8 protein-coding genes are annotated in these 17126 nt (G+C 27.9%); all 8 read left to right on the top strand.

Annotated elements, in window-relative coordinates; genetic code table 11:
- Positions 1-815 precede the first annotated feature (815 nt).
- The 8 genes from DAD81_RS15075 (at position 816) to DAD81_RS15045 (ending at position 17123) form a co-directional block, all read left to right on the top strand.
- The gene (locus tag DAD81_RS15075; protein WP_111709123.1) at positions 816-4103 is read left to right on the top strand and encodes a helicase-related protein; all 3288 of its coding nucleotides are present in this window, start codon (positions 816-818) and stop codon (positions 4101-4103) included.
- A gap of 22 nt (positions 4104-4125) precedes the next feature.
- Positions 4126-7680 carry an Eco57I restriction-modification methylase domain-containing protein gene (locus tag DAD81_RS15070; RefSeq protein ID WP_111709122.1) on the top strand — a complete coding sequence of 1185 codons (3555 nt, stop codon included), beginning with the start codon at positions 4126-4128 and terminating at the stop codon, positions 7678-7680.
- Positions 7681-7700: 20 nt separating this feature from the next.
- Complete coding sequence (locus tag DAD81_RS15065) at positions 7701-10439, top strand: KAP family P-loop NTPase fold protein (protein WP_111709121.1); 2739 nt, start codon at positions 7701-7703, stop codon at positions 10437-10439.
- A gap of 41 nt (positions 10440-10480) precedes the next feature.
- Positions 10481-11581: a putative phage abortive infection protein gene (locus DAD81_RS15060; RefSeq protein WP_111709120.1), complete on the top strand. Its 1101-nt coding sequence runs from the start codon at positions 10481-10483 to the stop codon at positions 11579-11581.
- A 2-nt stretch (positions 11582-11583) separates the two neighbouring features.
- Positions 11584-12888, top strand: coding sequence for a protein NO VEIN domain-containing protein (locus DAD81_RS15055; RefSeq protein WP_111709119.1), 1305 nt, complete (start codon positions 11584-11586; stop codon positions 12886-12888).
- 106 nt (positions 12889-12994) lie between these two features.
- The gene (locus tag DAD81_RS20745; protein WP_157961156.1) at positions 12995-13147 is read left to right on the top strand and encodes a hypothetical protein; all 153 of its coding nucleotides are present in this window, start codon (positions 12995-12997) and stop codon (positions 13145-13147) included.
- A 14-nt stretch (positions 13148-13161) separates the two neighbouring features.
- Positions 13162-13812 carry a hypothetical protein gene (locus DAD81_RS15050; protein WP_111709118.1) on the top strand — a complete coding sequence of 217 codons (651 nt, stop codon included), beginning with the start codon at positions 13162-13164 and terminating at the stop codon, positions 13810-13812.
- Positions 13813-13841: 29 nt separating this feature from the next.
- A complete protein-coding gene (locus tag DAD81_RS15045; RefSeq protein ID WP_111709117.1) occupies positions 13842-17123 on the top strand; it encodes an EVE domain-containing protein in 3282 nt (1093 codons plus the stop codon).
- The last annotated feature ends 3 nt before the right edge of the window (positions 17124-17126 follow it).

The raw sequence follows: 17126 nt of genomic DNA, 5'->3' as shown, positions 1-17126 counted from the left end.
GAAAATAAAAACCCCACCTTTTCAGGTGGGGAAAATTGCTATGAAATGAGCTTAACTATTTAAATTTTAGAAGTGGATTTTCCATAAGTGAATTCCTTAAGTCCAAAATATAAAATAAAAGAGCTCTTAAAAAATGAGCTTTTCGCTCGAAGATTATTTTGTTAAAATCACATTTAGCGAATTCAAGCTACACTAAAAAAAATAAAAGACAGTAGCTTAAAAAGATTAGGTCTATGAAAACCTAACAATTCAAATATAGCTATTATTAATATAAATAAATCTCTTTAATACAACTTTAACAATGCACGCATAGAACTTGTTAAATGATATTATAAAATTGAATATGCCATTACATTTCGTAGCGTTTAATTTTAAATGATATTCATATTTGTAATTGCTTACAACTAATTGTTTTCTTAATTTTGAATAAAATTGCAGAAAATTACTTCAGAAAGCTGATTGACTATGAAAATTCAATATTAAAGCTTTATTGGATGACAGCAGTTTCTAAATAAAACACTACGGATTCCCATAATAAAATCTAACGCTATTTACTTTAATTTGTTTAATACGAAATATTTAAAAAATGAACCTTTTAAACCTAAAGAAACAATCAATACCAATCTAACTAAAAAAGTAAGTTTTATCATAAAACACTTCATATTTTTTAAGTACTTTTAACCTTATTTGTGTGTTGAAGAAAAAGGACAAACTTAATTTTTAACAATAATTCAAACTTAATTTATAATTGAATAGCTTTTGAATTAAAAAAACGCACAATTTTCATCAAAAATAATTAAAGTTATAATTTATAAATGTCAACTAAATTTTTCACCAATCAAGATCAAAATACATTACTAAATAAATTCAAAGGAATATTTGAACACAATACAGATATCGAAAATTTTGATGCATTAGTTGGTTATTTTAGAGCTTCAGGTTATTTTAAATTAAGACCATTTTTAGAAAAAGTGCCAAATATTAGAATCTTGGTAGGTATTAATGTCGATGAAATATTGGCGAAATATCAATCTAAAGGATTACTATTCAAAGGAGATGCAAATCAAACCTTGATAGAATTTTTAAGCGATACTAAAAAAGACATCCAAGAAGCTAAATATAGTAAGGAAGTTGAAAATGGTATTTTACAATTCATAGAAGACATTTCCTCAAAAAAAATACAAATCAAGGCACACCCAAGTAAGAAACTACATGCAAAGATATATATCTTTAAGCCAAAAGGATGGAATGAACACAAACCAGGTAATGTAATTACAGGGTCCAGTAATTTAACTGAAAATGGTATTGGTGGAAATGACAATCACAATTACGAGTTTAATGTACAATTACGTGATTTTGATGATGTACAATTTGCATCTGAAGAGTTTGAGCGATTATGGATTGAAGGAATTCCTATTCTACCTTTTGAAATTTCAAAAATTAAAAATGAAACGTATTTAAATGATGAGTTTACACCTTTTGAGGTCTACATTAAATTTTTAATAGAGTATTTTGGGAAAAGCGTTGAGTTCGATCCTAATTCTATTACAGATCTACCAGATGGTTTTAAAAGACTCTCCTATCAAATAGATGCCGTTAGCGAAGGATATAAATTATTACAAAAACACAATGGTTTTTTCTTATCGGATGTTGTTGGTTTGGGTAAAACAGTTGTTGGTGCCTTAATTGCAAGAAAATTCTTTCATTCGAATGATTTCCCCACACATTTATCAAATACATTAGTCATTGTTCCTCCAGCACTAAAAGACAACTGGAGAGAAACATTAGATAAATTTCAATTAAGTAATTATAGAATTGTAACTAATGGAAGTTTACATAAAGTCAGAGATCCTAAAAAATATGATTTAATTATTATTGATGAAGCTCATAAATTTAGAAATGATACTGCTGAAGCATATAATGAGCTTCAGAAATTATGTAAAACTAAAACGAAAAGACGCTTAAAGAATAACACTTTTGCTGATAAAAAAGTAATTTTAATTTCTGCAACTCCATTAAACAATAGACCAGAAGATATTGCCAATCAGGTGTATTTATTTCAAGACTCAAAAGACTCAACACTTGAAATTTCCAATTTGCAGCATTTTTTCAGAAAACGCATAGATCAATATAAAAAATTAAAAAACAACCCAGATATAAGAGCTGTACAAGACGAAGTAAAAGTAATCTATAAAGACATTCGTGAAAAGGTAATTCAACCTTTAACAGTAAGAAGAACAAGAAGTGATTTAAATGAACACGCTCAGTATAAAGATGATTTAGTAGAACAAGGAATTGTGTTTCCAGACATTCAAAAACCTCAAAAAATATTTTATGAATTAGATGATGAATTAGATGAATTGTACGATAAAACAATGATACTCTTAAGTGATTCATTTAAAGGAATAAAATATTTTAGGTATCAAGCTATTAAGTTTCTTGTAGAAGATAAAAAATTAAAATACAAAAATGCCGATGTTGCTTCCGAAGCATTAGCCAAGTTAATGAAAACATTGTTGGTAAAACGAATAGACAGTAGTTTTTATGCATTTAAAAAATCATTAAACCGTTTTGCACAAGCAACGGAAGCAATGATTAAAATGTTTGAAAAAGGCGTTATTTTCATCGCTCCAAATGTCAATGTGAATGAATATATATTAGAAGAAAAGGAAGAGGAATTATTAACCAAACTTATAGCCTTAAAAGAAACAGATCCTACAATTGAAATTTGTACACCTGATGATTTTTTACCTGCATACTTGGAGGGGTTAAAAAGAGATTCTGAAATATTAAAAGAATTAAATAAAAGCTGGAAAGGGGTAGATCAAGATCCTAAATTAGATGAATTTATTAGACGTTTAGACAATGAATTATTACAAAAATCCATCAACCCAGAGCAAAAATTAGTGGTGTTTTCTGAATCTAAAGAAACCACCAATTATTTAGCAAAACATTTAAAAGATAGTGGTAGAACAGATGTATTAGAAATTCATTCTCACAATAGAAATAAGTTAAAAGAGGTAGTACGTGAAAATTTTGATGCAAATATCCCTCGTGAACAATATAAATCTGATTTCAATATTATAATTGCTACAGAGGTATTAGCTGAAGGTGTTAATTTACACAGGGCAAATGTCATTGTAAATTATGACACTCCTTGGAATTCAACGAGGTTAATGCAACGTATTGGTAGAGTTAACCGTATTGGTTCTATAGCGCCTAAAGTATATATTTTTAATTTTTATCCTACAGCAAAAGTAAATAGCGATATAGAGTTAGAAAAAAAGGCAATAATGAAGTTACAAGCTTTTCACTCCGCTTTGGGAGAAGACAGTGAAATTTATTCTCCTGATGAAGAAACACAATCCTTCGGACTCTTTGAAAAAGATGTAGATGAAGACAAAGATGAAAAACTAATTTATTTAATGGAGCTTAGAAAGTTTAAGGCTGAAAGTCCTGAATTATTCCGTAAAATTAAAAACCTCCCTTTAAGAGCCAGAGTTGGTAGACTCTCAAAAACATTGAATAAAACAACCATTTCTTATATGAAAAATAAACGTAGAGATGCGTTTTATTATATAAGACACGACAATTCTATAGAGGAGCTTACGTTTATTGAAACAGCCAAAGAGTTTAGAGCATTGGCTAACGAAAAATCAATTAAATTGCCCAATAATCACCACGAGCAAATTGATATTGCATTAAACGATTTTCATAATAAAGTGCAACAAGAAATGGCAAGTGCACAAGTAGTAGACACTACACAAGGGCCAAATGAAAAAAGAGCCTTAGCTTATTTAGATGGGTTTTTAACTTTTCCTTTTGCTTCAGAAGAAGAAATAAATCTAATTAAAGCAGCGAAACAAGCTATTAAATTAGGAAAGTTTCAAAAATTACAACGAGATGTAAACAAATTGAAACGAAATACAAAAGTGACCAAGTTAAAAGCTGTTGATTTAATGGATGCAATGATAAAAATTATTAACCTATATCCCGTGATGCAGTCTGGTAATTTTGAAGAACAACCTTTAATATCAATCAAATCTTTAGATAAATTAAAACCTGAAATTATTATATCCGAATCATTTTCAGATAATAAATAACAATTGCTAGTTAAAAAATACGATGGATCAAAAAGAATTACAAAAATTACTAAATCAACCTTATAAACAAGAAAACTGGAAAGAAATAGTACAGTTTGTGTTTCCTAATGTATCAATATTTTCAAGTCAAATAGATATACCTCATAACGATATAAGAATAAAACGCTTTTGTCAGTTAGGAAATGTGCGTTTATCTGATGGTAAAAATTTAGCACTTTTTGAGCTAATGTTAAATGAAGGTATAAACCTTAAGAAAAATAGAGTTTCTTTAAACAAAATTGTATCAGATCATATTGATCAGGAACAAATTCACGGAATACTATCTGTTTTTGAGCAGGGGAATGACGATTATCGTTTTACATTTTCAGCAAGAAGCAGCGAGTTTGATGAAGAAGAAAGTGATTTTGTAACCAAAAAAACCGATACAAAACGATTTACCTATTTATTGGGTAAAAACGAAAGTTGTAAAACACCTTCTGAACGCTTTTTTCAATTAAGTCAAAAAAAGGAAGAAGTAGATATCTCATCCGTTCAAAATGCTTTCTCTGTAGAACAAGTTTCTAAAGAATTTTTCAAAAAATATACAGAGCAATTTAAAAAGTTTTGGACTTATATTGCTGCTAAAAAAGAATATGCGCAATTATTTGACCATTCTGATAAAGATAAGAAAGAACTAAAAATTAGAGATTTTACTAAAAAACTCTTAGGCCGTATTGTTTTTCTTCATTTTTTACAAAAAAAAGGTTGGATGGGTTGTAATCCTTCACTTAAAGATTGGCAAGATGGCGATAAGCAATTTATGCAACATTTTTTTGAAGATGCTGAAAACAAAGAAACCTTTCATAGCCATTATTTATACCAATTATTTTTTAAGGCATTAAATAAAAAAAGAGGGAATGATATTTTTACAGTTGATGGTATTTTCAAGCAATTAAACAATACGAAAATCCCGTATTTAAACGGTGGTTTATTTGATACAGATGCTAATATTTCTAAAAAAATAGATTTTCCAGAAACGTATTTCACAGACCTATTCGAGTTTTTTGGACAATACAATTTCACCATTGATGAAAACGATCCAAACGACCACGAGGTTGGGATTGATCCTGAAATGTTAGGGCATATATTTGAAAATTTACTGGAAGACAATAAGGACAAAGGTGCTTTTTACACACCAAAAGCCATTGTACAGTATATGTGCCAGGAAAGTTTGATAGAATATTTAAAAACAAGTTTAAATATAGAAGAAACACAAAAAGAGGAACAAGCCGCTATTGAAAAATTGGTACGTGAAAAATTAGCCCAAGAAATTTCAGACTTTGATGCGGTTACACTTATTGCAATGGCTTTATATGAAGTGAAGATTTGTGACCCAGCTATCGGTTCTGGTGCTTTCCCTATGGGAATGCTAAATGAAATTTACCAAATAATTGAAGAGTTACACATTGTACAACCTGATGCGGTAGCACCTATTTGGCAAATAAGCGAGTCTGAATGGCAACCACATATAGTAAAAAAGAATATTATACAGCACAGTATTTATGGGGTGGATATTGAAAGTGGAGCCGTAGATATTGCTCGCCTACGTTTTTGGTTAGCCTTAATTGTAGATGAAACAGAACCTTTGCCTTTGCCTAATTTAGACTACAAAATTATGCAGGGCAATAGCTTATTAGAAAGTTTTGAAGGTATTGATTTAAGCCAAATTTCTAATGCCGAGGCTTATGAAGGTATTTACGAAACTACTCAAATAGATATGTTTACTGGTGAAGCTAAAAAAAAGGTACAAATTTCCCTACATTATGAAGATGTAAATGCATTAATGGAGCAATATTTCAATGCCAATGATCCAAATCAGAAGAAAGAAATTCATAGGAAAATTGATAAACAAGTAATAAATCACATAAAATTCACATTACTAAAACATAAAAAGGAGTTACAAGCCATAAGTAAAAAACTTAAAAAAGATTTAAATTTTAAAGAAGGAAGAGCAAGCACTTGGCAACAAAAAGAAAAAATACGTACTACAAGTAAAGATGCAAAGGAATTAGCGAAAATAAGTAAAACATTAAACGAGCTAAACAATAAAGAAATTGCCTTAGGAAAATTGTCAAATTCTAATGAACGTCCTTTCTTTCTATGGAATTTATTTTTTAAAGAAGTGTTCGACAATGGTGGGTTTGATATTATAATTGGAAATCCACCATATCTTGGAGAGAAAGGGAGTAAACCAATATTTAGACCAATCCAATATTCGTCATTGGGAAGAAGGTTCTATAAAGGTCAAATGGATTTATTCTATTATTTTTTTCATAAAAGTTTGGACATATTAAAATCAAAAGGAGTTCTAAGTTTTATTACTACAAATTATTTTATCACTGCTGATGGAGCAATCAAATTAAGAACTGATATAAGAGATAGAACTCAAATAATAAAAATGTTAAATTTTAATGAACTTCGTATTTTTGAAACAGCGCTAGGGCAGCATAATTTAATCACCTTTCTAAAAAAAGATAAAGAGCAATTGATTAAATCAAAAATTCAAGTTTCTACTTTTAAAAACAGCTTTAGATTATCAAACGTAATAGATTTTCTTAAAGGGAAATCAAATAATATGATAAATTTCCAATCATATTCAGGTTCATTGTTTGAGTCCAAAAAAAACTATATTAGACTTTACAACCAAGACATTAACTCTCCAAAAGAAGGGGTTTTTAAAAAGTTAAAGAAAAAATCGAAACCGCTTGGAGAGGTGTTCAAAGTAAATGCTGGTATAGGAGTAACTATTGGTAAAATATCTCCTAAACACCTTAAAGATTATCCAAATCTAAATATTTCTAAAGGAGATGGTGTTTTTGTCGTTAACAAAATTGAAAGTAATAGTCTTGAAGAAGAAATTGTTAAACCATTTATTAAAAATAGTGATATTAAAAACTACACTTCTAATTTAAGTGATAACAAATTAATTTATTTAACCAAAAGTCATAACCTTGATAATTTTCCAAATGTAAAAAAGCACATGAGGAAATTTAAACCTATTCTTGATGACCAAATAATCTCTTATGAAGAAGAATTTCCTTGGTTTGCATTAAATAGACCACGAACAAGGGAGGTATTTGAAGATTGTGATAAAATAATATTTCCTTATAGAAGTAAAATAAACACATTCTCTTATAGTGATAAAGCCGTATATGGTAGTCGAGATGTTTTATTTATAAGAAAAAACAAATCTAATCAATCGATTAAATCTCTTCTTACATTTTTAAACTCAAGACTTGTTTATTTTTGGTTATATAATAAAGGCAAGAGAAAAGGAGAAGTTTTAGAAATGTATATAACTCCTATATCTGATATTCCTATTCAAAATTTTGATAACAAAATTAATTCTTTATTTGAAAATAAGGCTAATCAAATTATTAATCTGACTAACAGTTGTGATATAAAAAAAAGAATGAATGAAATAGATGTTTTATATTACATTTTATATGAATTAAACTATGAAGAAGTTTTAATTATAGAGCCAGAATTTTCAGAACGTATGAGTAAAGAGGAATATGAAGCATTTACAATAGAATAAAAGGAAGTAAAAAATTAGCTATGAATTTTTTAAAAGATAATTTAAAAGTTTTTATTGTTTTTATAATTTCAGTATCACTTTCATTAATATTTATTGCGCCACTGAGTAATTTATTATTACTGTTAGGAAGAGTTTTGGATTACGATTCAACTTCTTTTAAATTAGGAGGTTATTCAATCTTTATTATTCTAATTTTAGCCTATTTATATCTAATTGATAAAGCATTTATTCATAATAAACGTCTTTCTTTTTTAATATTTTATTCGGTTACAACTTATTTCTTTATAAGACTTGTTTTTACAAATCACACTGGTGTTTTATTGCAGAAGAGATCATTTATTTTTTTAGACTTAATATTTTTGTTGGCAGCAGCTCATTTAATAAATTTAATAAGAGGATGGACAAAAGAAATTGAAAGAGAAGAGAATTACAAAAAGCAAAGGTTAAATTTTGAATTAACAGGTGTTGATCCAAATTTTTTCATTGAAGATAAAGTATTTAAAAATGAAGAAATAGACAATGAAGCAATACTTCAAAAATTAATTAAAGTTGTTACTGGTTTTAAACCAGAAATTGCTTTTAGTATTGGTATAAATGCTGTTTGGGGGTATGGGAAAAGCAGTTTCTTAGAAAGGTTTGAAAAAATATACAAAAAAAATAATAAAAAGTCTATTGTTTTTTGGTACCATATATGGAAAAATAAAGGGTCAACAGCAATTATAGAAAACTTTTTTGATGAATTAAAACAAAGTTTAAAACCTTATTCTGCTGAAATTTCTGAAGACATTAATAATTATGTAAAATCTATTTTGAGCCTTTCTAACAGTGATTTAAATAAAGTTATTTCTGTTGGTATGGATGTACTTTCAGAAAATCAGACATTAGAAAAATATCATAAAAGTATAAATGATAGTATCAAAAAAATTGATAAACAAATTGTAATACTTTTAGATGATTTAGATCGATTAGAGAAGGATGAAATATTAAATTCACTTAAATTAATTAGAACATTATCAGACTTTAATAATGTTGTTTTTATTGCAGGGTATGATAGAGAATATGTAGTTAAAACAATTGAGAAGTCTAAAGATAATTATTTAGATAAAATTTTCAATGTTGAAATAAATTTATTGCCTTTCGATTATCAATTAATACAAGATGAACTATTAAGGCAAATTGACATTGCATTCTCTATTAATAAAAATGAGGAAGCTCTTGTTGGTTTCAATAGTGGTTTTAGAGAATTATTTACAAAAAAACAATTAAATATCGATGATATAAATATTGATGTTGCTTTAGGTTCAAATAAGTTTAATTGTTCAAATTATGAACTAAGTTATAAGGATTTTTTTAAAACTTATAGGGATGTGAAACGTTTTGTGAATGAGTTTAAATTTAATGCAACGCTAACTAAAATTGAGAAAAATGTAATAGCTGAGGAATATATTTTATTAAAATTACTAACTTTTAAATATAGGGAATTACCAAACCTAGTCTTTGACCGGATTAATGAAATTTTAAAATCTGGTCAACTTGATGTTGAGAATAATAAAATTCAAGTTTTTGGAGGTTCAATATCTAATGATATTTACTTTTACGATAATGAGTCAAAGAATAATTTAATAAACCTTTTGGATGGTATCTATTCTACCGAAAACATTGAAATTATTAATGCTGTTATATGTAAGTTGTTTTCTGAAAAACCTAAAGAGTACTATCAATTAAATCAAAACTCAATTTCAAAAATTTATTATACTAATATTTATTTAAGAAATAATATTCTAGGGGCAGCAATTACAATTACTGAACTTCAAAAAGCCTTTGAAGAAAATGATGTTTTTTCCTTTTCTAAAAAATTTGTTAGTTCAAAATCTCAGTCAAAACCTCAACTTTTAAATGAAATTAAACAATTTATTTATAATAATAAGACAACGTCAAAAGAACAATTTATAGATTCATTAAAATCATTAAACATTATTTCGTTTAATCAAGGTTTCAGTGATAATCAAAAAGTAGTTGAAATTATTAGTCAAGGCTATTTAGATTTTTATAGTGAAGACAAAAATGAACTAGTAAAGGATATAATTAAACTTATTTTAAACCCTGATATTAATTATCTGGAGCAACTTTTAAGTGAATTAAATATTAACGCTGAAAGAAAGAAAAGTAAACAGAATTATGGTGCAGGAATAGTTACATATAAAAATAATCCTTATAGTTCAGTTCAGTTAAAAGAAATACTTTTAAGTAAACTTCAATATACAATTGAGCAAAAATCAGATCCAATAGTTGTTTTTAAAGCTTACCATTTACATACGGAAAAAATAGTTTCGGATAAAACAATTATACAATCAAAAGAAGCAAATAAATTATTAAGGCTAGATATAGAACAAAGATTTAGAACTTATTTATCTTCAGATTATTTTGATTTTATGTCAACTATTCCGATGGTTGAAACTGATTTTGAATTTGATGGATGGCAACCTAATTATTTCTTTGCGCAAGTTTTTTCAAAAGAGAGAACATATGATGAATTAATGGCAAATCCTGATAATAAGGAGTTATATAAATTATTTATTGCCGAAGGCTGGGATAATTTTAGAAATTTTATTGAATCAATCAATGTTTTGGAACTTGATTTAAATGAGAAGCGTCAAATGAGTATGAATATTGGTAAAAAATTAGTTCAAGCTTTTATAAAAAATAATTATACACAGCTTAATTGGTCACAGTATTCTTCCATCTGGAATAAAGAATGAACTTATAAAAAGAGTAATAAATTTTTATTAAAATAAAAAATATGAAATGGAATAAATTTTGGCTTAAACTAATTATTATTGTAGGACTAGCCTTTGTTTTAGGAGCCCTTTTGGCTCCATACTTTCTTCTAAAAGAAAATATATTTCCTGAAGTAAATTTTGAGTCTGGAAATAAATTAGGTGCTGCTTTTGGCGGACTAATTGGACCATTCGTTGCTATAGGTGCTGCTCTTTTAACTTTTGCTGCATTTATGGTGCAATATGAAGCGAATAAAAAAATTCAAGGGCAATTTAAAAAACAACAATTTGAAAGTCATTTCTTTAAAATGCTTGATCTTCATGTTAGAAATGTTGAAGCCTTACAAATAGATCGATTTGAATACAATCCAAAAACAGGTATAAATGGGAAATCAAAAATTAATGGTAGAAGAGTTTTTCTTTCAATGGTTGAAGAATTTCATAAAATACTAGATATTGTATATAAAATCCACAAAATTGATATTTGTAAAAAAAAGGAGGATCTAAATACTTTAGCATATCAAATCTTTTTTTTCGGTAGTAATTCAGAGCACGTTAAACCTATTAAATCTAAAGAGAAAATTCTTATAAAATTGGTTGAAAGACTAAAAGGACTTAAAGGAAGGTTTAGAAACTCTGAAAGTGAGAAACGAACAATGACAATTTATAGCGAACTTTTTGAAATTAGAACTAGACATGTACCTTTTTCTGGTCACGAATCACGTTTGGCACACTATTACAGGCACCTATATGAAATTGTAAAATATACAGTGGAAAGTCAAAATAATGAAGTTATAGAATATAAAGATGCTAGACAGTATTTAAAAATTTTAAGAGCACAACTTTCAAATCAAGAACAATTGCTACTTTATTATAATTATCAATGCGGTTTCGGGAAGAATTGGGATAAGAAAGGTAAAAAACATAGGTTCTTCACTTATTATAGAATGTTGCATAATATTCCATTAGATGATAATAGAATTCATAACGCTTTTGAACATCCAAGGGATCATTTCTGTGAGTTTATTTATGGTCCGGATAGATCTGATAAAGATGAGCTTTTTGAATGGGGTGATAATTTCAGTGAAGAAAATAGAATAAAATGTTTTGAAAAATCAAATTAGCTATGGAAACACATTTTGAAATACTAATTGATGCCTCAGGTAGTATGGGCTATATGAAGGGCTCAAAAGAATACGAAAATAAATACCTACTCCCAGATGGAAGCACACGAACAGATTTAGTAAAAAAAATATTAGGAAACAGCATAGTTCCTAAATTAAGTTTTGCAAATACTTTTAAGATCTCTACCTTCAGAAATGAATTTAACTTAGACAAAAATGGGGAAAGAATTGTTGTGAATAATAGCTATAAAGATTACCCAAATATTAAACCAATATATTCAGGGGAGTTTGATAAAGATTTAATAAATAGTTCAATCAATCAAATTATAAACCCGGATATAGGAGGAACACCTCTTTTTTGGGCTTTGGCAATTCTAATTAATAAATCGGTTTCTAAATCACTTAATATAATTGTATTAAGCGATGGAGATGCAAATGATAGAACTCAATTTGATATTGAAATATTAAATGTAATTAAGAATAAAAAAATTGAATGTAAAATTTATTTTATTGGGATAGACCAGGATGAAGTAGCAATTAAAAAATCAAAAAATCTAGCAAGCTCAACAGGTGGATTCTATGTCAATTTAGATATTATGAACTATGATGAAAGTAAATTTGAGAGTCTTTTATTCGATTTCAAAACAACATTAACTAGTACTGCACTTTCTGGAATTACTGAACTACAGGAGAATGTAGAAGAAGAGAAACCAATTAAAGTTAATATTGAAAATAATGAAAAAGTTGAAGAGCCTAAAAGTATTAAACTTTCAGAAAAGGTTGCAGAAAACAGTAAATCATTACAATTAATTTCTAATCAACTAGACAATATTGTTAATGAATTGAAATATTTAAGAACTTCCAAAAATTCAGGTGACTTAACAAACGAATTTGAATTTGATGAAGATGAAGAGCACAACAAAAAAATAGGGCGAAAATGTGAAAATTTCCTGTACAAGCATTTTCAAAAAGACAATTGCGAGGAAGTATTATGGCTCAATGAAAAAGAGGAACAAGGCTCTCCATTTGACATCAGGGTAAAAGTTAAAGGGGAATATTTTTTTATAGAATGTAAAGGAACATCTACAAGTTCTAAGGAGTTCTATCTTACTAAAAATGAGTGGAAATTCTACTTAGAAAACAGAAAGAATTATAGGTTGTATTTTGTTTCCGAAATTAATTCAGATAATCCAAAAATTATAAGAATAGAAGATTTAATTTCTAGCTTAGAGAAATTAGAATTGATACCATTCTCTTCAATTAACAGAAGGCTTAAAGCTGATAGAACTGTATTTCAAATTCAATAATTCATAAAAAAGCTATGCTAACAATTGGAAATTACTTTGAAAACGTAGAATGTGAAAGTTTTAAAGACATTGGAACTGGCAGAATTAGAATTAGACCTCTTAAGGGGTGCCTACAAAAATAGTTATTGAATGTAGTGCAGCTGAACGCAAGGCATATTCTATTGGCACTAAATTTAAAACAGAAAATGTTCGTGTATGTAAAAAACCAGATGGTAGAAATTACTTAAGAGCCAAAGATCAAACAATTTATAAAATATAAATATAACCCCAACTATGAAAAATTTTGAAATAACATTTAAAAACGGATTACTAATTGATAAAAAAACAGGAAAAGTAATAAACCTAGCGCCTTTTAACACCTATTATATTCAAGGTGATGACGATAGCTTTATAATAGAAGAAAATAAACAAGTAAAAGCTATTCCGCTCTCTTCAGACAAAAAAATAGCGTCTTTACAAAAAAGACATAAAAATTTCAAACTTGAAAAAATAGGGACTGCTGGCGATGTGCTTTATTACAGAATTGGATTAGGGAAACCTAGTAATGAAGACATTCAAAGTGAATTTCTATTCAATGCTGTTTTAGATGAAGATTTATACATTAAAAGTAAAGATTTAAATAAATGGACGCTATGCAAATGTATATGTAAAACAACAAAAATTATTGAAGGTGAATTAGGTCTAGAGTTTCAAAATGTTGACGCTGACTCATTAAGTGAGTTATATGCAAATGTGGTAAGCACCTATTTTAATAAAAAAAGAAGTACAGCTTGTAATGCTTTTAAAACTTTCTGTCATGCACCTGAAGGGCAGTCGCCAAGTTTGAATTGGATAAAAAACAAACCTAACTTAGTCTTAGATTTAAGACGTAATGCACTTATAATTAAACCTAAACAAAAAGAAGTGTTAGCTAAATTAAGTTAATCCGTAACAACTGCTAAAACATTAAAAAAATGCTATTTGATAAAGTTAAACCCGAGCACATACTATTTGGAATCAGAGACTTTGAAGAAAAAGGGTTGCCAAAGGGGTTTGGTCCCTCAACATCATATGATCTTTTGTTTAAAGGAAAAAAGTATCCTCCAAAAGCCGTAATGGCTTATGCTAATTTTTACGCTTCCGGTAGAAAAGTTGAACGTTACTTTAAAGGAGGTGACGATACAGAATGCTTTCAAGTATTAAGAGACAATGGCTTTATAGTTGAGGAAAAAACAAAAATTGAAACTAAGATAAATACAAAACTAGAATTTTCATCTTGGTTATTAAAAAACGCTCCTGACTCCTACAATCAATATTTAGGAGGTTCAACACAATCAGTAATTGAACGTCTCAATGAAATTCAAGAGTTTTTTCCAGAACTAGATTTTTTCAATGTGAATGAAACCAATTATTCTAGTTTGATTAATCAAATTCTATTTAGCTTAAAAAAGAAAGAACGCTTAAAAAAACCTAAATTTATAGAATATGATCAGTTTCATAGTAATGGAATTCCAAAAGCAGTTGTTGGTAAAAATAATTACGTAAAATTTCTAGAAGAAAAGTTTAATACTAAAAATAATTCAAAAAGCAGTAATCTCTTTACGTGGGTTCAAACACATAAGGAATTAGCGCAATATCTTTTAACAAAAGAAAATAACCAACTTGAATTAATAGATTTGTTAAAATCTGCAAGTGTGTCAGGCTTTAAAGATGGTGAAGAAAATGGCAAAGAAATAGAGTTAAAAGAAATGGATCCTTTTACATTTTTCTTTTTTATTTATAAATATGGCCCTGATCGAAGACTTAGTATTTTACAAAATATTGCTAAAAAACTACACTTAACTATACCAACAGACGATACTGGTATTCCATCTGTTCAACCGTTAAAAGTTTGTTTGTTTCCTTTTAAAGAATTTAGAAACAACAATGAAATTGCAAGACTTTGGGCCTTTTTCAGAAAAACATTAAATAATACTATTTCTGAGGAAGAATTCTCAGACATCTTAACAATTAATAGTACGGGTAAAACAAAACTATCTGAAGGAATGTTTGATGTATATCCTGATGCTTTTTTTCCAATAAACGGACCAACAAAACCTTATTTGAAAGAAATTTTTGGTATTGATCCAAATTTCAATACTTACTCAGAATATCAAGAAATACTAGAAAGTATTCGTCAAATAACCTCAAAGCCTTTTTATGAAATTTCTTATGATGCTTGGAAATGGAATAACACAAGAGATAAAACAAATTATTGGATCTTTCAGGGAAATCCAACAATTTATAATATTACCAATGCATTAAAAGCAGGTCATTTAAAAAGTTGGAAAATTACAGCGCATAAATCCAATATTAAAATAGATGATAAAGTTATTATATGGCAAACTGGTGAAGATGCAGGTTGTTATGCTTTAGCTGAAGTAACTTCTAAAGTTGATAAATTTGAAGAGGAGGATTTTGAATTATTGTATTATAAATTACCGCAAAATTCTAAAAGTTCAGAACGGGTAAAGTTAAAAATCACAAATTATTTCGCTGATAGTCCTATTTTATGGAAAGACTTAAAAAATATGCCCGAATTCACCAATTTTAAGGCTGGAAATCAGGGCACCAATTTTAGGGCTACTCAAGAAGAATTTGAAGCAATATTAAATTTTAAGAAGAATACAAATACTATGGAAAAAGAATCTAATTTAGTTTTAAACAAAATATTATTTGGCCCTCCTGGAACAGGTAAAACATATCATACCATAAATGAAGCTATTAAAATTGCAGATCCTGATTTTTATGAATTAAATAAAAACAATAGAGATAAATTAAAAGAACGCTTCAAATTACTGTTGCTAAATTCGGATAACGAAGGAAATGGGCAAATTGCGTTTACAACCTTTCATCAATCATTTAGTTATGAGGATTTTGTAGAAGGTATAAAACCAACAGAACCAAAAGAAGGTGATGAATATTTAAAATATGAAATACAAGAAGGTGTATTTAAAAAAATATGCAGGATGGCTAGTGATAGCTTAAAGGCTGTTGATGTAAATTCAGATACTTTAATTTCTATCTCTGAAGAAGAATTCAATCAATCCAATTTTTACAAAATGTCCTTAGGAAATTCACAACAGGATGACGATCAGGATATTTTTGACTATTGTGCTCAAAATAATTGCATTTCCATAGGTTTTGGAAATAATTTAGATTTTTCAGGTTTAGATGAAAAAGATTTAAAAACCTTTGGAAAAGATAATAATCTGGAAGCCTTTCCTATTCAGGCAATGAACCTTTTTAAAAACTATTTAAAAAATGGAAATTTTGTAGTCATTTCTCACGGTAATAATTATGTAAGAGCTATTGGGAGAGTTATTGGGGATTATGAATACAGAGATGAATCACCATTCCCAAATAATCCTACTTTCAATCATTTTAGAAAAGTGGAGTGGATTTTTAATGATAAAGAAATTGCTTCAAAAGATATTTATCATAAAAACTTATCTCAACAAACCATTTATAAACTACTGAAAACTGAAATTAAAAAAGAGTTTTTTGTAAAAGAAAAAAAGATAGATACCCTTAGATTACCAAAGAACCCCAAAAATTATGTCATAGTTATTGATGAAATAAATCGTGGGAATGTATCATCTATATTCGGTGAGTTAATCACTTTAATTGAAAAAGATAAAAGAGCTGGCGGTGATGAAGAGTTAAGTGTAATTCTTCCTTATTCGAAAAAGGAATTTAAAGTACCTCAAAACGTATTTATTATTGGAACAATGAATACTGCAGATAGAAGTATTGAAGCTTTAGATACAGCGCTTAGAAGACGTTTTTCTTTTAAAGAAATGCCTCCAAAAGCGTCATTAATTTTAAATGATAGTAAATTACAAAATGGTAAAATAGGAACAATTGATGTGGTAGAGATTTTAGAAACCATTAACAATCGAATTGAAAAGTTAATTGATAAGGATCATAAAATTGGGCATTCATACTTTTTAGCTATTGAAACAAAAGAAGATTTAATAAATGTATTTGAAAACGAAATTATTCCATTATTAGAAGAATATTTCTTCGGTGATTTAGGTAAAATTGGGTTAATATTAGGGAATTCATTTATTACTAAAAATAATAAATCAGAAATGAAATTCGCAAAATTTGATGAATACGATCCTTCAATTGTAAATGACTTATTAGAAAGAAATGTGTTTGAAATTACGCCTCAAGAAAATTGGAATTTTGAAAGTATTTATGAAATAAACTAGTTT

Source organism: Lutibacter citreus, from assembly GCF_003260195.1.
GTDB lineage: Bacteria > Bacteroidota > Bacteroidia > Flavobacteriales > Flavobacteriaceae > Lutibacter > Lutibacter citreus.
Note: the sequence above shows the minus strand (reverse complement) of the source record. Positions and strands in the feature narration are given on the sequence as shown.

Excerpts from the sequence above, each read along its gene's own strand:
- DAD81_RS15075 (WP_111709123.1), top strand. The coding sequence starts at position 816 with ATGTCAACTAAATTTTTCACCAATCAAGATCAAAATACATTACTAAAT.
- DAD81_RS15070 (WP_111709122.1), top strand. The coding sequence starts at position 4,126 with ATGGATCAAAAAGAATTACAAAAATTACTAAATCAACCTTATAAACAA.
- DAD81_RS15065 (WP_111709121.1), top strand. The coding sequence starts at position 7,701 with ATGAATTTTTTAAAAGATAATTTAAAAGTTTTTATTGTTTTTATAATT.
- DAD81_RS15060 (WP_111709120.1), top strand. The coding sequence starts at position 10,481 with ATGAAATGGAATAAATTTTGGCTTAAACTAATTATTATTGTAGGACTA.
- DAD81_RS15055 (WP_111709119.1), top strand. The coding sequence starts at position 11,584 with ATGGAAACACATTTTGAAATACTAATTGATGCCTCAGGTAGTATGGGC.
- DAD81_RS15050 (WP_111709118.1), top strand. The coding sequence starts at position 13,162 with ATGAAAAATTTTGAAATAACATTTAAAAACGGATTACTAATTGATAAA.
- DAD81_RS15045 (WP_111709117.1), top strand. The coding sequence starts at position 13,842 with ATGCTATTTGATAAAGTTAAACCCGAGCACATACTATTTGGAATCAGA.